This is a genomic window from Mycoplasma sp. 5912 (assembly GCF_054353835.1).
The window spans coordinates 27,411-46,580 of record NZ_JBTHHI010000004.1; the positions used below are offsets into that span (position 1 = coordinate 27,411).

Here is a 19,170-nt window from a genome sequence, read left to right on the forward strand (position 1 = left end):
GAGTTATTATGTTTGACAAATTATTATGAGATGATGCTAAAAAACTTATTGAAAGCAAGCAAAAAGATGATTTAACATTCTTGATTTTCACAACAGGTTGATGTGGAGACTGTAAAATGATGAAACCTACCTTGGATCGCATCGCAAAAAAATATGAAAAAACTAAGGTACAATTCATTCATGTGGATGCTGAAGAAGCAAAATTATTTAGAAACCCAGATACAGAATGAAAAGTGCTAAAGGTTCCTACAATGATTTTATTAAACGGTACTGAAATAGTTGAAAAAGCATTTGAATATGTTCCAGAAGAAGTGCTTTCAGAGTGAATAGAAAACAGAATTTCATAGTTGATACACCAACATCCGTTGTTAGAAAAAATACAGGATTTTTGATTTCTGTATTTTTATTTTTGCTTTATAATTGAAAAGCAACTATAACATTGATCTATAAGGTTGCTTAATCGTCATTGTTGTTGAGGACGGTTGAGGTTTTTATAGGGAGTTATGTTCAAAAATCGAACAAGGAGACAACATTTAATGAGTAAATTAAACATCAAAGTTAAAGGGTTTGACCAAGCATTAGTTGATTTAGCAGCAAAGAAATTATTTTTGTTAGCTAAAGAAGAAAAAGCTGATGTTAGTGGTCCAATTCCGCTTCCAACTAAAAGAGATGAAGTTACTATTTTAAGATCTGTTCACATCAACAAAACTAGTCGTGAACAATTTGAAAGTAGAACACACCAAAGATTAGTTGTAATCAAGAACCCTTCAGCACAACTAACCGATAAAATTAATCGTTTAGATTTACCTGCTGGTGTGCTTTTACAAGTAAAAGTTCAAAAATAATTTAATTAAGGAGATCGAATGAAAGGAATCTTAGGACGTAAAGTTGGTATGACTCAAATCTTTACTGAAACAGGTGCTAGTGTACCAGTTACAGTAGTGGAAGTTCAACCAAATGTTGTGTCTAAGGTGCTTACTGTAGAAAAAGACGGTTATGTAGCGACTCAATTAGCAGTTTTTGATAAAAAGTCAAGTCGTAGCAACAAACCACTTACAGGACACTTTAAAAATGCAAACACAACACCTAAGCGCTTCGTAAAAGAAGTTCGTAATATGTCAGGTTATGAACTTGGACAAACAATCACAGTTGACATTTTTAAATCAGGTGAATTAGTAGATGTAACCGGTATCTCAAAAGGTAAAGGTTTTGCAGGAACTATTAAACGTCACAACCAAGCTATTGGGCCTAAATCTCACGGTGGTGGTGGTGGTTCACAACCAGTAAGACAAACAGGTTCACTTGGAGATATTTCAGGTAACAGAGTTTTTAAAGGCATGACAATGCCGGGTCATTTAGGACATGCAAAAACAACAGTGCAAAACTTAGAAGTTATTAAAGTTGATACTGATAATAATATTTTATTAGTAAAAGGTTCAATTCCAGGCCCTAAAAAATCATTTGTTATGATTCGTAAAGCAGTAAAAGGATTACCAGATCATAAAGAAGTTAAATTAGTTAATGTAGCAGAAGTGCAATTAATGAATGAATTAATCGAACATGCTAAAAAATATAATATTGAGGTTTCTGTGGGTATGACATCTGTGCAACTTAAGGCATTGATTGATGAAGCAGAGGCTAAGGAAGGAGAAAAATAGTTATGGCTGAAACTAAAAGCAAAAAAACTGAAAACACAAAACCTGTAACTAAAAAAACTCCAGCTGAAAAAGTAGCAAATAAGCCTGCTTCTAAATCAACTTCAAAGAAAACAAATTCAGATGCTAAAAAAACAAATATAAACAAAGAAGTTAAATCTACCAATGAAACATCAAAGCAAACAAAAACAACTTCCAAATCTGCTCCTAAGTCAGCAAAGATTTCTGTTGTAAAAGAAACTGTTGTTAAAAAAGACTTTTATGCACAATTACCAAAATCACTTTTTGGTTCTGAAAAAATTTACACCCAAGCAGTTTTTGATACCATTTTATCTGAAAGAGCATCAAGAAGACAGGGCACACACCAAGTTAAAAACCGTGCTCAAGTAAGCGGAAGTGGTAAAAAACCATGAAGACAAAAAGGGACAGGAAGAGCTCGTCATAGTTCAACCAGATCACCAATTTGAGTAGGTGGTGGTAGAGCATTTGGACCACAAGCAAACAAAAACTATTCACTTAAAGTTAATAAGAAAGTTAAATTTGCAGCATTTGTTTCTGCACTAACCTTATTAGCAAATGATAAAGCAGTTATTATTAACGATTTATCATTAGATGCAATCAAAACTAAAGCATTAGTTGCAAAATTAAAGGAATTAGAAGTAGATCACTTAAAACGTATATTAATCGTTACTGAAAGTCCTATTGTATATAAATCTGCTGCGAACTTGCAAAATGTTTCAACATCAAAAGCAAACTCTTTATCAGTTGAACAATTAATTGGAGCAGATGTATTAATCGTTTCAAATGAAAGTCTTAAATTGCTAGAAAGTAGAGTTAAATAATGGAATTAACTAAAGTTATTAAAGCACCTATTCTTTCAGAAAAAACAGATATTTTAAGAACAAAAAACAATATATATGTTTTTAAGGTTGATTATGCTGCAAATAAATACCAAATAAAAGAAGCAATTGAAACAATTTTTCAAGTAGAAGTTGAAAGTGTAAATACAATAAAAGTTAATAAAAAAGCAAAGAATGTAGGACGTTATCATGGTTTCACTAATCGTTATAAGAAAGCAATGGTTACCTTAAAAGATGGACAAACCATGAACTACTTGCCTAACGAAAGTGAATTAAAAGCAGATGATAATTCACAACAAAAAGTAGAAGAAAAAGCAGCAAAGGCTAAAAAATCAGCCGATGTTGAAGCAAAAGTAGCACAAAAATTAGCTGCTAAAAAAACAGTAGCAACTAAAACTGCTTCAGTTGCTAAGAAAACTACCACAAAACGTAAAATCGGTGGTGAATAATCTTCTTATAATTAATGAATGGGAATGATATTCATTAATTTATTAAGTTTACAGAGCGGAAATTACTGCTTAAAAGAAAGATCCGCAACTATTTTTAAGCAAGGAGACAAAATAAATGGCATTAAAACATTATAAGCCAACTACCAATGGTCGTAGAAATATGTCTTCATTAGATTTTAAAACAAATCTTTCAGGTCATGAACCAGAAAAATCATTGTTGGTAAATTTAAAAAACCATGCTGGTCGTAACAATCAAGGAAAGATCACTGTTAGACATCGTGGAGGACGTGTTAAAAGATTCTACAGAATCATTGATTTTAAACGTAACAAAGATGATATCCCTGCTATCGTTAAAACAATCGAATACGACCCAAACAGATCGGCAAATATTTGTTTGTTAGCGTATGCAGACGGAGAAAAAAGATATATTTTAGCACCTAAAGGGATTGTTTTAGGTCAAAAAGTTCTCTCAGGAGAAAATGTTGATATTGTAGTAGGGAATGCACTACCATTAGCATTTATCCCAGAGGGTACATTCGTGCATAACATTGAAATGCAACCAGGAGGGGGAGGTATTATTGCTCGTAGTGCAGGTACTTCTGCACAAATTCTTGGTAAGGATGATGATGGAAAATATGTAGTGTTAAAACTTAAATCAGGTGAAACACGTCGTATTTTAGCTCGTTGTCGTGCTACAGTTGGTGTAGTAGGTAACGAAGAACATTTACTTGTTAATGTTGGTAAAGCTGGAATCAATAGACATAAAGGAATTAGACCTACCGTACGTGGTTCAGTAATGAACCCAGTAGACCACCCACATGGGGGAGGGGAAGGAAAACAACCAGTTGGTCGTAAAGCTCCACTTACTCCTTGAGGTAAAAAAGCACTTGGTGTGAAAACCAGAAAAACAAAGAAATCTTCAAATAAACTTATTTTAAGAAGAAGAAAGGATGCTAAATAATGTCACGTAGTTTGAAAAAAGGACCTTTTGCAGACGATCACTTACTTAAAAAAGTTGATGCAATCGTTGAAGGAAAAGCACCTAAAAAACCAATCAAGACATGATCAAGAAGATCAACAATTTTCCCTAGTTTCGTTGGATTAACATTTGCAGTTCATAACGGAAAATCATTTATCGAAGTATATGTAACCGATGATATGGTAGGACACAAACTTGGAGAATTCTCTCCAACTCGTACTTTTTCAGGTCACGGCGCAGATAAAGGTAAGAAGAAATAATGGCACAACAAGCTATAGCAAGTGTTAAACTTCAAAGAGTAAGTAGTTCAAAAGCAAAATTAGTGGCTAATTTATTTAGAGGAAAAGATGTTTCAATTGCTTTAGGGCTTTTAAGAAACACATCAAAAAAATCAGCACCAATTTTTATGAAGCTACTTAACTCAGCAATTGCAAATGCAACTAACAACCACGGAATGAATGCATCGAAATTATTTGTTAAAGAAGTTTATGTCAATGAAGGACCAACTCTTAAAAGATTTCAACCAAGAAGCCAAGGTCGTGCTTATTCAATTTTTAAACGCACATCAAACCTTAAAATTGTTTTAGAGGAGAGAAACTAATGGGACAAAAAGTTAATCCAAATGGGTTCCGTTATGGAATTACTAAGGCACACAATACAGTATGATTTGCTGAAAAAGCAAATTATGGTGATTATTTAGTTGAGGATGCTAAAATCTATAAGTTTTTCGATAAATTAGTGCGTCAATATCAAATTGGTAGAGTTCAAATTAAAAGAAATAAAGATAATAAAGTTACTGTATTCTTGCACACTGCAAAACCAGCAGCAGTTTTAGGTCAAGAAGGTAAAAACATCCAAGAACTTACATTAAAGGTTCAAAAATTCGTAAAAAACAAACACTTGAACCTTAGAATTCAAGTTGTTGAACTTAAAAAACCAGATTTAAATGCAAGATTATTAGCAGAAATGATTGCTACTAAGCTTGAAAATCGTGACAGTTTCCGTCAAGCACAAAAAATAGCAATGCGTGCTGCTTTAAAATCTGGAGCCAAAGGTGTTAAGACAATGGTATCAGGACGTTTAAATGGTGTTGATATGGCTCGTACAGAAGGTTATTCTGATGGAGAAATGCGTCTTCATACTTTAAGACAAAATGTTGACTATGCAACAGCAACTGCTCGCACTACTTATGGAGCAATTGGGGTTAAGGTTTGAATTTCACTTGGTGAAATTTTGGAAGGAGATGATAAATATGCTTCAACCAAAAAGAACTAAATATCGTAAACCATTTGTGGTTCAGCATGACAAACGTAAGGCAACCAAAGGAAACACAGTGAATTTTGGTGAATATGGTTTACAAGCAGTTACATCTGCATGAGTAACTGCACGTCAAATTGAGTCAGCTCGTATTGCTGCTACTCGTAGAATGGGTCGTGAAGGACAAGTTATTATTCGTATTTTCCCTCACTTTTCAAAAACTTCTAAACCAATTGGAGTTCGTATGGGTTCAGGAAAAGGAGCTCCTGAACTATGATATACAGCAGTTAAAATTAATACAATGATGTTTGAGGTAAGTGGAGTTTCTGAAGAAGTGGCTCGCGATGCCCTTCGTTTAGCTGGACATAAATTACCAGTTAAATGAAAAATTGTTAAAAAAGAAGGAGTACAATAATGCTTTTTAAAGATTTACAAAAGAAGTCAAAGCAAGAATTACAAGAATTAGTGCTTAAATTAAAAGCAGAATTATTCACTCTTAGATACCGTAATGTTACTGGTGATTTGAAAGAAACACACAAAATTAAAGTTTTAAGAACTGATATTGCAAAAGCACTCACAGCATTAAACCAAAAAAAGGATACAAAATAATATGGAACGAAATACTAGAAAAACATTAACAGGAACAGTTGTTTCGGCGGGGAAAACTGCTAAAACCATTATTGTTGCTGTTGATACTTTTAAAAAGCACCCACTTTATGCAAAACGTTTTAAATCTACTAAAAGATTTGCAGTACATGATGAAAATCATCAAGCAGCATTAAATGATGTGGTAGTTATTATGGAAACTAGACCGCTTTCTAAAACTAAACACTTCAGATTGGTTTCAATTAAAGAGAAAGCCTTAGAAGGAAATAAATAATGCTAATTGAATTATCAAAAGCAAATGTTGCTGATAACTCAGGTGCAAAAGAAATCGGTGTAATTCGTATTTTAGGTGGGGCAAAGAAAAAAGTTGCTAATATCGGTGATATAATCGTGTGTTCTGTAAAAAAAGCTATTCCTACTGGAATGGTAAAGGAAGGTCAAGTTGTGAAAGCGGTTGTAGTTCGTTCAAGATACGGAATACACCGTAATAATGGTTCATATATTCGTTTTGATGATAATGCTGTAGTACTTTTAAAAGAAGATTTAACACCAAGAGGAACACGGGTATTTGGACCAGTTGCTCGTGAATTGCGTGACAAGTTTCCAAAAATAGTTTCATTAGCACCAGAAGTTTTATAAGGAGTTGATTTATGTCAAAAATTAAGTTCAAAAGAAATGATCCAGTTATAGTTATTGCTGGAAGCGAAAAAGGTAAAACTGGAACTATTGAAAAAGTATTACATTCACAAAACCGTGTTATCATCAAAGATGTTAATATTGTAACTAAACACAACAAACCTAGCCAAAAAAATCAAGACGGTTCAATTAAAGAGATGGCTGCTCCAATTCATGTATCAAATGTTGCTTATTTAGCAAAAAAAGCCACAAAATCACAACCAAATATTGCTTCAAAACTTGGATACAGAATTAATAAAGATGGTAAAAAAGTAAGATTTGTTAAAAAAACCAATAAGGATATTAATTAATTATGCTAAAAGATGTTTATGTTAAAAAAGCAGTTCCTGCTTTAAAAGAAAAATACCAATACTCATCAATAATGCAAGTTCCAAGAATAGAAAAAATCGTATTGAATATGACTGCAGGTAAAGAGGTTTCAAACTCAAAAGCAATCGAAGAAGTTTTAAACGAATTAACCATTATTTCAGGACAAAAACCATTCCAAACCAAAGCTAAAAAGTCAAATGCTTCATGAAAGCTTCGTGAAGGGATGCCTATGGGTGGTAAAGTTACTTTACGCAGAGGTCGTATGTGAGACTTTTTAGAAAAATTAATTCATGTTGCGATGCCACGGATTCGCGATTTCCGTGGGGCAAATCCTAGAGCATTTGATGGAAGAGGAAACTTTGCTTTAGGGATTAAAGAGGAAATTATTTTCCCAGAAATTGAATTTGATAAAATTCGTCGCATTAAAGGACTTGATGTCCTAATCGTAACTACAGCAAACACAGATGCAGAAGCACGTAGTTTATTAGAATTACTAGGTGTACCATTCGAGAAAAAAGGAGCTAAATAATGGCGAGAAAAGCATTAATTGTTAAAGCAAAACGTCATCCTAAATTCTCATCACGTGCTTATACACGTTGTGAATTATGTGGACGTCCACATGCGGTTTTAAGAAAATATAAAGTATGTCGTATCTGCTTTAGAACCTTAGCACATGAAGGTAAAATTCCAGGTATGAAGAAAGCGAGTTGATAATTATGTTTATAACAGATCCTATTTCAGATTTAGTGGTTCGTATTAAAAATGCCAACGCGCGTAGACATAAAACCGTTTCAATTCCTTTTTCTAAGAAAAAAGAAGCAATTGTAAAACTTTTTGAATCACAAGGATACATTGCTTCTTATGCAGTTGAAGGTGAAGGTATAGATAAGCAAATTGTAGTTACATTAAAATATAAAAAAGGACAATCAGCGATTGTTGGGATTAAAAGGGTTTCGAAACCTGGTTTACGTGTGTATGTTAAATCAGATGAAATTCCTTCTATTATTTCAGGTTATGGTACTGTAATTATTTCTACATCTAAAGGTTTAATGACTGGAAAAGAAGCAAGAAAGGAAAATGTAGGTGGTGAAATTATTGCCTACATTTGATAAGGTTTAGGATATGTCTCGTGTTGGAAATCGTGTTTTAACTATTCCTGCAGGGGTAACCTTTAAAATGGATGCTGATGTTGTTACTATCAGTGGTCCATTAGGAACTTTATCAAGAAAATTCAGTCCACTTATTTCAATTCATGTTGATGGGAATAAAGTATCAACCGTTCGTGCGAACGAAGAAAAAATTACTAAACAACTACACGGAACCACCAATGCACATATTGCAAATATGTTATTAGGAGTTTCAAAAGGATTTCAAAAAGATCTTGAAATTAAGGGTGTTGGATACAAAGCAGTTTTAACAGGAAATAAGCTAGATGTATCAGCTGGATACAGTCATATTGTTTCATTAACAGTTCCAGCAGATGTTAAAGTTGTAGTTAGTCCTAAACAAACCGAAGTTTCAGTTTTAGGTATTGACAAGCAAAGTGTTGGGCATTTTGCATCAGTAATTCGTGCAGTAAGAACCCCAAGTGTATATTCAGGTAAGGGGATTTCATATAAAGGTGAAAAAATTAGACGTAAGGAAGGGAAAACTGCTTCTAAATAGTAAGCAGCAAATATGGCGAAATTATCAAGAAATCAAGCACGTAAACTTAAGCATAATCGTGCCCGTCATTACATTGTTGGTAGTGCAAGCAAACCACGTTTAAATGTTTTTAAATCACACCAAAACTTATATGCGCAACTAATCGATGATTCAAAAAGAGTTACATTAGCATCAGCATCCACTTTATCTTTACCAGGATATGGTGGAAATATTACTGCTGCAAGTAAATTAGGTGATTTAATGGGAGAAAAAATCTTAAAACTTAATCTTTCAGAAGTTGTTTTTGATCGTGGTGGATATTTATATCACGGAAGAATCAAAGCATTTGCAGATGCAGTTAGAGCAAAAGGAGTTAAATTCTAGTTATGGAAAACCAAAAAGAAAATAAAGAACCTAAAAAAGATTATAAGGTTGTCAGACCAACAACCGGAACTAAGGAAGTTAGACCTCGCAGAAATATTAACCACAAGCCATCAAACTCATCAGAACAAAAACCAGTTCATACAAATGCAACTGACAGACCAAACCGTGGGTCAAAAACAGAAAACCGTTTTAAAAAACCAGCAAACCGTGACAATCGTCGCAATAAAGAAGTTTCTGAATACAGCGAAAAAGTAATCGATATTGCTCGTGTTACCAAAGTTGTTAAAGGTGGAAGAAGATTTAGTTTCTCTGCTTTTGTGGTAATAGGGAATAAAAAAGGTAGTGTAGGTTATGGACACGGAAAAGCTAATGAAGTTCCAGATGCCATTAAAAAAGCAATTAAAGATGCGAAAAACAACCTTATTTCAGTTCCTTTTGATTCAAAATCACCTACTATCCCACATGAAGTCTATGCTAAATTCTTAGCATCAAAGGTTATGCTAAAACCTGCCTCTAAAGGGAAAGGATTGATTGCTTCAGGTACAGTGCGTGCTGTCGCAGAATTAGCAGGTTATTCAGATATTGTTACTAAAACATATGGTTCTCGTTCAAAGACTAACACTGTTAAAGCAACCGTTAAAGCACTTAGACAACTTAGAACACCAGAACAAATAGCTGAAATCAGAAATAAAGATGTAAAGGACTTAAGATAATGTCAATTAAATTACATACTCTTAAAGCAACAGAAGGTTCAAGACCAAGCAAGCACCGTAAAGGTCGTGGACATGCTGCTGGTAAAGGAAAACAAGCTGGTAAAGGTCAATCAGGACAAAACAAGCGCAAAGGACATAGGTTAGGATTTGAAGGGGGACAAACTCCGTGATTCCGTCGTTTAGGAAAACGCGGATTTACTAATGTAAACCATATTGAATACCAAATCATTAACCTTGATCAACTGCAAACACATTATGAAAATAACTCAGAAGTTACTATTGAATCATTATTTAAAAAAGGATTAGTAAAAAGAAATCTACCTATTAAACTCTTAGCGAAAGGAACATTAAGCAAAAACTTAACTGTAACTGTTAATAAAGCTTCGCAAGCAGCAAAAGAAGCTGTCAAAGCTAATGGTGGAAAAGTAGTTGAATTATAATAACATAAAACTAATACATTAAATGTATTAGTTTTTTTATTATCAAACTCTTGCATACAAAATAAAGCAAAATAAAAATAAAAAAATAAGTTATTAATACCATAAAAATAGTATAATAGGATAGCATACATTTTAAAGGAGTTTTATATGAAAGCAACAAAAGTTATTTTAGTTGGTGCCGGAGCAGTTGGTGCTTCATTCTTATATTCAGCAATTAATCAAGGATTAGCTGCTAAATATGGTATTATAGACAAATTCGATGGACCAAGAGACGGAAATGTTTTAGATTTAGAAGATGTTATTGTTCCATCAGTTCGTAAATTTGAAGTTTTTGCAGCAAGTTATACTGATGCAAAAGATGCAGATGTAGTAGTTATTACAGCAGGAAGACCACAAGTGCCAGGTGAAACTAGATTACAAATGGTTCAAGATAATGCTCTTATTATGAGAGATATCGCTAAACAAATTAAGGAAAGTGGATTCCAAGGAATTACTCTTATTGCATCAAATCCAGTTGATGTAATGACATATGTATATATGAAAGAAACAGGATTTGATCCTAAAAAAGTTATTGGATCAGGAACAATCCTTGATACTTCAAGACTGAAACAATTACTTTCAAAGAAAACAGGTGTTTCAACCAACAATATTGAAGCATTTGTGCTTGGAGAACATGGGGATTCATCACTTGTAAACTTCTCAACATTTAAAATTGCCGGATTACCTTTCTCAGAATTTGAAGCAAAAACAGGAATTAATGCTTCAAACTACATCGAAGAACTTGAAAAACCTGTTTATACCAAAGCGTATAAAATTATTGAAAGAAAAAGAGCAACTTATTATGGAATAGGTGCTTGTTTAGCACAAATTCTTAGATACATCCAAGAAGATGCAAATGCTGTATTACCACTAGGAGTATTATTAAATGGAGAATACGAAACTAGTGATGTTGTAATTGGTGTTCCAGCAGTTGTTGGAAGTCAAGGAATTAAGCAAATTGTGCAAATTAAATTAAACGATAAAGAAAAAGAAAAATTTGCTAGATCAGTAGGAATTATTAAAGCTGCAATTAAGTCAGTAATGTAATAACACATATATACAGGTGAGTAAATCACCTGTTTTTTTATAATCTTAGGAATAAAAGAAAGAAAAAACGAAGTAAAAAACTTCGTTATATTATTTTATTTAGCTAAGAAATTAATAAACTTAATAAACTCTTTTGCTAATTTTGTAGAATCTTTATGTTTGTTTTCTTTAATGATTAAATAAAGAATTAGTAGTGAAGCATATTTATCTCTTTGATCAATTGGATAATCAACTAATAAATCCTTAAATTCATTTAGTTGTTTTTCTAATTCATCTTTATCTTTTGGTAAGATTTCAGCCATATGTCTACTTGCATATGCTTTCTTTTCTTGTTCTAATGCAGTCTTTTCAAATTCCTTTTGAATATCTTCTTCAGTTGATTTTACAAGATGGAAGTATTCTTTCTTTTTAATTCCATATTGCTTTAAATTCTTATCAAAATCTTCTTGTAGTTTTTTAATAGCATCTTCTAATAAATTTGGGTGGACAACAGGGTTAGCAATTTCTAACATTTCATTTATGATATCTTTTTCAAAATTATGAATCGATGTTATAAAATGTTCTTTTAATTTTTTGTTGAATACTAAATCTAGATATTGATCTTTTGTTTGAACATTTTCACCCAAATTGTATCCTTTAACAATTTCATCTGTTATTTCTTTTTGCACTAAGCGAGTAATAGAATTAATTTTAACTTCAAAAATTGCTTCTTTGTTTTGGTATTCTTTTACGAAGTATGAACCAGGAAATGTTACTTTTATATCACCTTTTCATCCTGTTGTTTTACCAACTAATTGGTCTTCAAATCCAGGTATAAAAGTATTTGATCCTAATACTAAATCAACACCTTCTGCTTCACCACCTTCGAAAGGTTCATCATCAATAAATCCTTTAAAATCAATATTTACTGTATCAGTAAGTTTTGACTTTACTTTTGGATCACTAACTACTTCTTTAATAGCTGTTTCTTTATAAAACTCTTCAATAATTTGTTTCTTATCTTTTTCACCTGATTTAGGAAGTTTAATTTTTGCTTTTAAATTCTTTAAATCTACTTTTGAAAAATCAGGTCACATAGGAAAATGATAAGAAATCTCTAAACTACCATCTTTTTGAGGGTTAACATCTAGTGAATATTTTGAAAGTGCTTTAATTTTTTTGTCATCTAAGTATTTTACAACATCGTTGAAACTTGAGTGAAGAAATGAATCAACAGTTTTTCGTGAAATAGCATTTGTGTCTAAATATGCTTCTAATTTCTCGCGCGGTGCTTTTCCAGGACGGTAACCAGGAACCTTTACCTTTTTTAAAGCTTCATTAAAATAAAAGTCATTTTTCTTTTTTACTTCATCAGTAGGAATTAAAACCTTAATTGTATATTCAGCTAATTCTTTATGCTCTTGGTGTTTAATCATTTGTTCTCCTTACATAATATATTATTATATTTTACCTTATTTTCTGTGATTTTAAAACTATATCTTTATTAATTATGAATTCAAACAAAAAAATAAAAAAATATTTGGTATTTTAAAAAAAATCTGTATTATATTACCAGTAGCCATAGCAAGTGGAATCACCTGATACCATTCCGAACTCAGTAGTTAAGCCACTTTACGCCGACGATAGCCTAACGGTCAAAATAGGAAGCTGCTTTTTTATATCGATTTTTCAATATTTATATAAGGCAGTTCCAGATTATCAATTTTAATTGTTTTATAATAATTAATATTTATATTTGAAATAGTGTATAGTTTCGTTTTTTTATCTAAAAAATCATAATAAACAAAAACTCATGTATCAGGATTTTTATCATATATATAATCAAATAACTTTGGCAATATACAAAAATTACCATCGTTTATTTTTTTTAATAATTTTATAGAATTTTTTGAATTAGCTTTTATATTATTGCTTTGTATCAGGATATTTAGATAAATATATTCATTATTTATTTTAATTTGTGGGATAAAAATATTTTTTTCATTTAAATTTAAATTTAATGGTAATCCAGATTCTTTCAGTTTTATTAGTGTGTTATAAGTAATAATTGTTTCTATATCATCAAAAGGTAGATTTCCATTTTTAGCTTGCTTTAAGCTCTCACCAAATAAAGAATAAACAAATCTAAATTGATAAGCTAGCTCATTAAAAGCGATTATAGTTTTTTTGTCATTAAAAATATTCATAAATTAATTATACTAAATCATAATAATATTTTCATGAGATATTTTTTCATAGGATTTTCTAGAAAAAGAAGAAATATGGAAATTTTGTGAAAATTTCAAATAACAAGGAAAGTAAAATATGTAAAATTCTCACATTTCTTTGCAAAAAAAAAAAAAAAAAACATAAAATAACTATTTATGTTATATTTCATTACTAATTTCGATATAACATACAATTTCACATTGATTATGAAATTGAGAAAGAAGGATAATATGAAATTTAAAAAGAAACTTTTAGCATACTTATCGGCATCAGGGGTTACTTTAACAACTGTCGCTGCTGTTGCTGTTTCATGTGGTGCAGGTAAAACTCAAGCACCTGCAAAAGAACAAAAAATAACAGATCAATCAATTAATGTTACTGAATATGGTGTAGCACCTGCTAAAGCAGATATAAAAGTTATTTATTTAAAGCACCCTGCTGCTAGAAGTGAAAACTATATGTCAAAGAATGGTTCATTTGTCTTTGTTCTCCACGACCAACCACTTGTCGGAATTAAAGGTGATTGAGTTGCTATTGCAGCAGAAGTTAAATCACTTGATGATAATAGTCTTGTAAAAGACGGAGACATTAAGGCAGCATATGCTAGTGTTGATGTAAATCAAGATCCACTTAAAGAAGGACAATATCCACTTTTATTTAAATGAGATAAAGATAATGATAATGCATTAATACCAAATAAATTTTATTCATTTGCTTTTTATAAAAAAGACGGAAGTGAAAAAATTCTTTTCTCTGTTGAAAATATGAATAAAAACCTTAATACATTTTCAACTACTCCAATAGATAAACCACAAAGACAAATAGACTATAGCAAAATAGCAGTTCCAACTGATTTATCAACCATCTCATCTGGACAACTTGAATGAATAAAAATGCATAATTTTTCACAATTTCAAGCGATTATGCAAGTATTAAAACCTTTGCCTGATAATTGAATTTTTGGACAACCAGGAAATGAATCGGATATCAAAGAAACCGAAAGTACATTACCACCAATAAAAAATCAACCAAAACCTATACCTGAAAAAGATTATAGTAGTGTTGCGATTCCTGCAAATGTTTCTGATATAACAACTGAACATTTAAATTGATTACAAAAACACGATGTTCAAAAATATTTAGCAATTAGAGATGCATTAGGATTAGGGAGGGGATTAAATAGTTGAATTTTCGGTTACCCACCAAGAGACCCAAGTAAAAAGCTGCCTGAAAATCTATCAACATTATCTCCTGAACAACTTGAACATATTAAGAAAACAAATTATAATTTATGAGTAACAATTATGAGAGGTAATGGTAAAGCAGATGCTGTTATAACATATAAAGGTGGAAAAAAAGACGAAAAGAAAGAAACAAAAGCAACTACAACTAGCTCTGCATCAGGATCATCGAGCACTACAACAACCCAAAAAACAAAGTAAAAAATATAAAATTATGCAACTATATACAAAATAAAGTTGCATAATTTTATTTACTAACAAGTTTATAATCATATTATTAATACTATACAATTTTAAGAACATATGATATATAGGTGGATAAATACAAATATAGCATTACCAAATCGCTGCAAAAAATACATTTTTTTTGCTATAATATATTAAAAACTTTTATATAAGAAACAAAATTGAGGTAAAAATGGCAAAGAGAAAAAAGACATTTTTTGAACGCTTAACCGAACTTAATGATTCGTATGAAGATAAGCAAAAACTTATCAAAACTAATCGCCGCAAAAGAAATTGAATTAATTTTGGGATTTTAGGTTCGCTAGGGGTGATTATTATTGCTGCTATTGCTATACCGTTAGGTATAAGCGTTAACCGAATTGATTATGTGCAGGCACAAGCAAAAAATGCAGCGGCATTCAAATTCTTTAATACTAATGATAAATCAAAGATTACTACTGAAATGAATGTAGGTGATTTGGAAAATGCATTAGAAAGTAATAAAGAAGCAAATGATAAACAAATTGATGATATTTACCGTCAAGCAGTATTTTATTTTTATGATCAAGAGCAAAAAGCAGTTGATGAATATCGCCAAATTTATAATGCATCATTATTACCTGGTGAAAATCCTAAAGTAGCGAGTGATTTAAAATCATTAGCAATAATCCGTTCAGAAAAACGCAAAGCAATTAATGCAGAATTCGAAAGTACCCGTCAATCATTTCAACCCAATACTTATTTAGATGCTTGAAATAAAAAGTTGCAAACAGAGTATGGTAATTCTAAAAACATTGATGAAGCAGTCGAATATGCAACATTTAAGGAAGTTGAAACTGAAGCCAAACGTCGTTTTACAATTGAAACTAAAATTATTTCTGCAAGTGCATTAAACCGTAAGGCACAAAGAGATATCCCACATTTTGATGCAAACGGAAATAAATTGCAGGATTTGCTTTATAAACAAGGTGATAATGTAGTCCCATACTTAAAAGAAAATGTTACATACTTTCGACCCGATGCTAATTCAAGTTCTATTATTTTATTTACAACCAAATCATTTATTCAAGACAAAATTGATCCAAGTGCTTTAGTGGCAAAATATTTTGCAAAAAATGATATTCATATTACAACCTCAATTTTACTTCCAGGTGTAGCAAACAAAGATTTATTGCTCCCGTTTTCTTTTGATAAAGATGGTGCAAAGGATAAACTTATTAATATCTTAAGATATACCAGTGTAAAAACAGCAGATGGTAGTCCAATTCTTAAAGCAAATATAGATTACCTTAATAATTTTGTAGATATTCCTACTTTATATGGAATCAGTAAGTCAAATTCAGATGTTCCAAGTAAGCAGCAATTTCAATTTGCCTTAGATAACTTAACATTAACTAAATCAAACACATTAGCAACAAATGGTATAACATCGTTTTCTGATTTAGTTAACTTGGATGTAAATCAAGCACTAGCAACACAAACCCAAGGAATTTTTGAACAACAAGCTAATGCTAACAAAACATCTGTTGTATTACCTCAAATTGATTTATCAACTATTTACCAATTACCAAAAGGATTTAATCCACAACTTGAATCATTGATTCAATCTGATTTAGATAAAGCAAAAACAATTTCAGAATCAAAAGATAAAAGCAAAATTCAAGAATTTTCTGAGTTAGTAAATAATGTAAATACTAATATAAAACGACTAATAGATTCGCTAACAAGTGATCAATTTAGCATTTATATCAAAGATACTTTTAACAAAGCATTCGCAGTAAATATCGATGACAGTAATAAACGTTTAGCGTTTGCATATAGCATCAAAAACAAACCTAATTTTTATCTTATCCCTACTGATAAAGGATTAATGTTATTTTCAGATTATAAAATTTCAAAAGATAACTATAACAATTTTATTAAAAGTGACTTATTAAACTTATTAGCAGGCAATAACACAAATTTACATATTACAGATAAATTAAGTGCAAGTATTTCAAAAGAAGATTTTTTACTTAATGCACTTTCTGATCCAAAATTTGTTGCAACAGTATTAAATACAAAGAACCCAAATTCATTAACTAACACTGATTATACACAAAGTGATATCACAAATGTAGAATCAAGGATAAAGGTGATAGATAATGGAATTCATTTATCAAAAGATTTAGATGATATCTCAAAAATTAATCAATGAATCAATGATACATATAATAAAAATAATTCATTAAATATTGTTTATCAAGATGGTCAACTAAAAGTCGGTTACTTTGATTTAAATACCAAAAAATATACCTACAGCGACAAATCTGCTTTTGATGTCATCGGAGCAGTTGTAGCAAATGAACTTAATAAAGGAGATAAATAATGTTAAAACGCTTTAAGTATTTTGCTTTATCTTCTTTAATTAGCATCTTACCAATTGCCACTGTAGCATGTGGAACCAAAGTTAATACTCCTGAAAAAACTAAACAAGAATTATCTTTTGAAAAAAAAGATGCAATCAAAAAAGAAATCGAAAAAACTTGATTGTTAGGAGTAGTAAGCAAATACTATAATCTCGATTTAAATAATAAAAATCAAACCCAAATTAATGAAACACTTTTGCAATCGCAAAGTTTTGCAACTGATGCATATAATGCATATTTAGCATATTTAGCATTTGAATCACAAAAGGATAATGATTTTTATAATAAAGAACTTGCTAAATTACAAAAATTAGGATTATTCAATCAAAATGATTTAAACTTATTACAACCACAAAATATTACCAATAATCATCCGAATATGGATCAATTTAAATTATTATTTAAAATAGATGAATCAGATGTTAGATATAATGTTTTAAAAAATTTATTGGTTGCTACTTATTTTAAAATCAATAAAAAAGAAGAATTAGAAAAGATTAATAAAAGTGACTATGATGCAAATAAAGATAATTTTGACTTAAATAACTTTTTATTAATAGATTATTTAGTCAAAAACCAGTTTGTGCAACTTTGACAATACAAAAGTTCTAATGCAGATGATATTTTTACCCTACAAACTCGTCAAATTTCAAGTATCAATGATTATAATAATTTAGCAAAAACAAGTTATACAACTAACAAAAATGCTTCTGACGACTTATTATTTTTTGATGCTAGTCAACAAAAGCAACTTGCTTCATATGTAGGTATTTTAAAAAATGATAATAAATTTAGATTCTTAGTCGGAAAAGATGGAGCTACATCAAATATTGAGATTTTAAAAAACATCGCAAATTATAGCGATTTAAGTGGATTTTATGATCCTGTAAACTCTCGTCTAGTTTCAGTCGATGCTAATGGTAATTTATCGCAAGCAATTAATATTTCTTCTGATGATAAAAATATTCAAGTATCATTTTTCAACTGAGTTTTACCGATTGGTAAAACAATTGAAATAGACAATCCAGATAAAGACAAGCAAGGACAACCGGCAAAAATTACTAAAAAAATTATTAGTTTCGATGCTACTCCTTTTAAAGACAAAATTATTAAATTATCCGTTTTATTAAACCTTTCTGATTCTGCTTTATATGATCAAGTTGTCAAAGCATTCTTAGATTTAGGTTACCGTGTTTCTGTAGGTATAGATGATGCAAAATTAAAAGATTCAGCAAAGGATTCTAAGTTCCTTGGCTAGTATCTTTACCCAAATTATTAATCGTCAAATACCAGCAGAAATTCTTTATGAAGATGAAAAAGTAATTGCAATATATGATATTAAACCGTTTCAACCTGGACACTTTTTAGTTATTCCGAAAACCCCAGAAGCAAACATTTTAGAAAACAACGATGCAGACTTTATTTATGCAATGTTAAAAGCTCGTGAGTTGGCTGCTAAATATATCAAAGAACACAATAAAAGTGGTTTTAAATTATTAGTTAATACTGGTGCTTCAGCAGGTCAGATGGTATTTCATACTCATATTCATATCATTCCTTTTGATTAAACACAAGCAATTGTGTTTTTTTATTTTGCTTTAATGATTTTTTTGGTATACTACTTTCTATGAAAAAAGGAACACAACAAATTATTATGACATATATTAATAGACGTTGCAATATTATTAACGTTTAATTTTGTCATAATCTGTTGTTGTTAGTTTAACAGATTACGACATAGTAGTAATCTGTGAGCTAAACTATAGAGGAGCTTTTAACAAGAGTAATTAACCTTGCAGGCATGCTAAAAAGTTAATGAAAGGGTATAAAAGCCGAAACCTAACTTATGGCAGTAAGTTAAGTTGGTAGAAAAGCATAAAAGATTTCTACTCTTTGGTTGAACCATTGGTGCTATAGATTTACATTTCTTATTTTAGATAGTATGATATTAAATACTGATTAAAAAGTCTTGTAAATTTATAAGTTACAAGACTTTTTTCATAACAATAG

27 protein-coding genes, 1 rRNA gene, 1 pseudogene and 1 riboswitch are annotated in these 19,170 nt (G+C 30.7%); of the genes and pseudogenes, 27 read left to right on the forward strand and 2 right to left on the reverse strand.

What is annotated here, in order from left to right:
• Positions 1–8 precede the first annotated feature (8 nt).
• The 22 genes and pseudogenes from ACXYRP_RS01855 (at position 9) to ACXYRP_RS01960 (ending at position 11,078) form a co-directional block, all read left to right on the forward strand.
• The gene (locus tag ACXYRP_RS01855; RefSeq protein WP_435130113.1) at positions 9–347 is read left to right on the forward strand and encodes a thioredoxin family protein; all 339 of its coding nucleotides are present in this window, start codon (positions 9–11) and stop codon (positions 345–347) included.
• A gap of 189 nt (positions 348–536) precedes the next feature.
• Positions 537–845: a 30S ribosomal protein S10 gene (gene rpsJ, locus ACXYRP_RS01860; RefSeq protein ID WP_458615102.1), complete on the forward strand. Its 309-nt coding sequence runs from the start codon at positions 537–539 to the stop codon at positions 843–845.
• Between the two features lie 18 nt (positions 846–863).
• Positions 864–1,523 (forward strand): annotated as a pseudogene (gene rplC / locus ACXYRP_RS01865) (50S ribosomal protein L3); the annotation flags it as partial.
• Positions 1,524–1,660: 137 nt separating this feature from the next.
• Positions 1,661–2,497 (forward strand): 50S ribosomal protein L4, encoded by an 837-nt coding sequence (rplD, locus tag ACXYRP_RS01870; protein WP_458597223.1) that lies wholly within the window; start codon positions 1,661–1,663, stop codon positions 2,495–2,497.
• Positions 2,497–2,964, forward strand: a complete 468-nt coding sequence (rplW, locus tag ACXYRP_RS01875; protein WP_435130122.1) for a 50S ribosomal protein L23 — start codon at positions 2,497–2,499, stop codon at positions 2,962–2,964. Before rplD ends, rplW begins: the two co-directional genes overlap by 1 nt.
• A 115-nt stretch (positions 2,965–3,079) precedes the next feature.
• Positions 3,080–3,925, forward strand: a complete 846-nt coding sequence (gene rplB, locus ACXYRP_RS01880; protein WP_458597224.1) for a 50S ribosomal protein L2 — start codon at positions 3,080–3,082, stop codon at positions 3,923–3,925.
• A complete protein-coding gene (gene rpsS / locus ACXYRP_RS01885; RefSeq protein WP_435130128.1) occupies positions 3,925–4,203 on the forward strand; it encodes a 30S ribosomal protein S19 in 279 nt (92 codons plus the stop codon). Before rplB ends, rpsS begins: the two co-directional genes overlap by 1 nt.
• A complete protein-coding gene (gene rplV / locus ACXYRP_RS01890; RefSeq protein WP_458597225.1) occupies positions 4,203–4,544 on the forward strand; it encodes a 50S ribosomal protein L22 in 342 nt (113 codons plus the stop codon). Before rpsS ends, rplV begins: the two co-directional genes overlap by 1 nt.
• The gene (gene rpsC, locus ACXYRP_RS01895) at positions 4,544–5,218 is read left to right on the forward strand and encodes a 30S ribosomal protein S3 (protein WP_458597226.1); all 675 of its coding nucleotides are present in this window, start codon (positions 4,544–4,546) and stop codon (positions 5,216–5,218) included. The genes rplV and rpsC overlap by 1 nt, the downstream gene beginning before the upstream one ends.
• Positions 5,196–5,615 carry a 50S ribosomal protein L16 gene (gene rplP / locus ACXYRP_RS01900; RefSeq protein ID WP_435130137.1) on the forward strand — a complete coding sequence of 140 codons (420 nt, stop codon included), beginning with the start codon at positions 5,196–5,198 and terminating at the stop codon, positions 5,613–5,615. The genes rpsC and rplP overlap by 23 nt, the downstream gene beginning before the upstream one ends.
• Positions 5,615–5,809 (forward strand): 50S ribosomal protein L29, encoded by a 195-nt coding sequence (rpmC, locus tag ACXYRP_RS01905; protein ID WP_458597227.1) that lies wholly within the window; start codon positions 5,615–5,617, stop codon positions 5,807–5,809. Before rplP ends, rpmC begins: the two co-directional genes overlap by 1 nt.
• A gap of 1 nt (position 5,810) precedes the next feature.
• Positions 5,811–6,080 (forward strand): 30S ribosomal protein S17, encoded by a 270-nt coding sequence (rpsQ, locus tag ACXYRP_RS01910; RefSeq protein WP_458615103.1) that lies wholly within the window; start codon positions 5,811–5,813, stop codon positions 6,078–6,080.
• Complete coding sequence (gene rplN, locus ACXYRP_RS01915) at positions 6,080–6,445, forward strand: 50S ribosomal protein L14 (RefSeq protein ID WP_435130145.1); 366 nt, start codon at positions 6,080–6,082, stop codon at positions 6,443–6,445. The genes rpsQ and rplN overlap by 1 nt, the downstream gene beginning before the upstream one ends.
• A gap of 11 nt (positions 6,446–6,456) precedes the next feature.
• Positions 6,457–6,792: a 50S ribosomal protein L24 gene (gene rplX, locus ACXYRP_RS01920; RefSeq protein ID WP_435130147.1), complete on the forward strand. Its 336-nt coding sequence runs from the start codon at positions 6,457–6,459 to the stop codon at positions 6,790–6,792.
• A gap of 2 nt (positions 6,793–6,794) precedes the next feature.
• Complete coding sequence (gene rplE / locus ACXYRP_RS01925; RefSeq protein ID WP_458597228.1) at positions 6,795–7,340, forward strand: 50S ribosomal protein L5; 546 nt, start codon at positions 6,795–6,797, stop codon at positions 7,338–7,340.
• A complete protein-coding gene (locus tag ACXYRP_RS01930; RefSeq protein ID WP_435130152.1) occupies positions 7,340–7,525 on the forward strand; it encodes a type Z 30S ribosomal protein S14 in 186 nt (61 codons plus the stop codon). Before rplE ends, ACXYRP_RS01930 begins: the two co-directional genes overlap by 1 nt.
• Positions 7,526–7,527: 2 nt before the next feature.
• Positions 7,528–7,923 carry a 30S ribosomal protein S8 gene (gene rpsH / locus ACXYRP_RS01935; protein ID WP_435130154.1) on the forward strand — a complete coding sequence of 132 codons (396 nt, stop codon included), beginning with the start codon at positions 7,528–7,530 and terminating at the stop codon, positions 7,921–7,923.
• Positions 7,924–7,933: 10 nt separating this feature from the next.
• Positions 7,934–8,476: a 50S ribosomal protein L6 gene (gene rplF, locus ACXYRP_RS01940; RefSeq protein ID WP_435130157.1), complete on the forward strand. Its 543-nt coding sequence runs from the start codon at positions 7,934–7,936 to the stop codon at positions 8,474–8,476.
• A 12-nt stretch (positions 8,477–8,488) separates the two neighbouring features.
• Positions 8,489–8,839, forward strand: coding sequence for a 50S ribosomal protein L18 (rplR, locus tag ACXYRP_RS01945; protein WP_458614289.1), 351 nt, complete (start codon positions 8,489–8,491; stop codon positions 8,837–8,839).
• Positions 8,840–8,841: 2 nt separating this feature from the next.
• Positions 8,842–9,552 carry a 30S ribosomal protein S5 gene (rpsE, locus tag ACXYRP_RS01950; RefSeq protein ID WP_458597230.1) on the forward strand — a complete coding sequence of 237 codons (711 nt, stop codon included), beginning with the start codon at positions 8,842–8,844 and terminating at the stop codon, positions 9,550–9,552.
• On the forward strand, positions 9,552–9,992 hold the full coding sequence (rplO, locus tag ACXYRP_RS01955; protein WP_458615104.1) for a 50S ribosomal protein L15: 441 nt from the start codon (positions 9,552–9,554) through the stop codon (positions 9,990–9,992). Before rpsE ends, rplO begins: the two co-directional genes overlap by 1 nt.
• Before the next feature lie 147 nt (positions 9,993–10,139).
• On the forward strand, positions 10,140–11,078 hold the full coding sequence (locus tag ACXYRP_RS01960; RefSeq protein WP_458597232.1) for an L-lactate dehydrogenase: 939 nt from the start codon (positions 10,140–10,142) through the stop codon (positions 11,076–11,078).
• Positions 11,079–11,173: 95 nt separating this feature from the next.
• On the opposite strand, the gene tig is transcribed toward ACXYRP_RS01960, so the two are convergent.
• On the reverse strand, positions 11,174–12,493 hold the full coding sequence (gene tig / locus ACXYRP_RS01965; protein ID WP_458597233.1) for a trigger factor: 1,320 nt from the start codon (positions 12,491–12,493) through the stop codon (positions 11,174–11,176).
• A gap of 135 nt (positions 12,494–12,628) precedes the next feature.
• On the opposite strand from tig, the gene rrf reads away from it, so the two are divergent.
• Positions 12,629–12,734, forward strand: a 5S ribosomal RNA gene (gene rrf, locus ACXYRP_RS01970).
• On the opposite strand, the gene ACXYRP_RS01975 is transcribed toward rrf, so the two are convergent.
• Positions 12,734–13,264, reverse strand: coding sequence for a hypothetical protein (locus ACXYRP_RS01975; protein WP_458597234.1), 531 nt, complete (start codon positions 13,262–13,264; stop codon positions 12,734–12,736). The genes rrf and ACXYRP_RS01975 overlap by 1 nt on opposite strands.
• Before the next feature lie 252 nt (positions 13,265–13,516).
• Between ACXYRP_RS01975 and ACXYRP_RS01980 the strand changes: the two genes are divergently transcribed.
• The 4 genes from ACXYRP_RS01980 to hinT all read left to right on the forward strand — a co-directional run bounded on the left by ACXYRP_RS01980 (position 13,517) and on the right by hinT (position 18,728).
• Positions 13,517–14,728: a hypothetical protein gene (locus tag ACXYRP_RS01980; RefSeq protein WP_458615105.1), complete on the forward strand. Its 1,212-nt coding sequence runs from the start codon at positions 13,517–13,519 to the stop codon at positions 14,726–14,728.
• A gap of 217 nt (positions 14,729–14,945) precedes the next feature.
• Positions 14,946–17,120 (forward strand): HinT-interacting membrane complex protein P80, encoded by a 2,175-nt coding sequence (locus ACXYRP_RS01985; RefSeq protein ID WP_458615106.1) that lies wholly within the window; start codon positions 14,946–14,948, stop codon positions 17,118–17,120.
• The gene (locus ACXYRP_RS01990; RefSeq protein ID WP_458614666.1) at positions 17,120–18,418 is read left to right on the forward strand and encodes a HinT-interacting membrane complex lipoprotein P60; all 1,299 of its coding nucleotides are present in this window, start codon (positions 17,120–17,122) and stop codon (positions 18,416–18,418) included. Before ACXYRP_RS01985 ends, ACXYRP_RS01990 begins: the two co-directional genes overlap by 1 nt.
• Positions 18,411–18,728 (forward strand): histidine triad protein HinT, encoded by a 318-nt coding sequence (hinT, locus tag ACXYRP_RS01995; protein ID WP_435130186.1) that lies wholly within the window; start codon positions 18,411–18,413, stop codon positions 18,726–18,728. Before ACXYRP_RS01990 ends, hinT begins: the two co-directional genes overlap by 8 nt.
• A 187-nt stretch (positions 18,729–18,915) precedes the next feature.
• Positions 18,916–19,082: riboswitch (Lysine riboswitch) on the forward strand.
• The last annotated feature ends 88 nt before the right edge of the window (positions 19,083–19,170 follow it).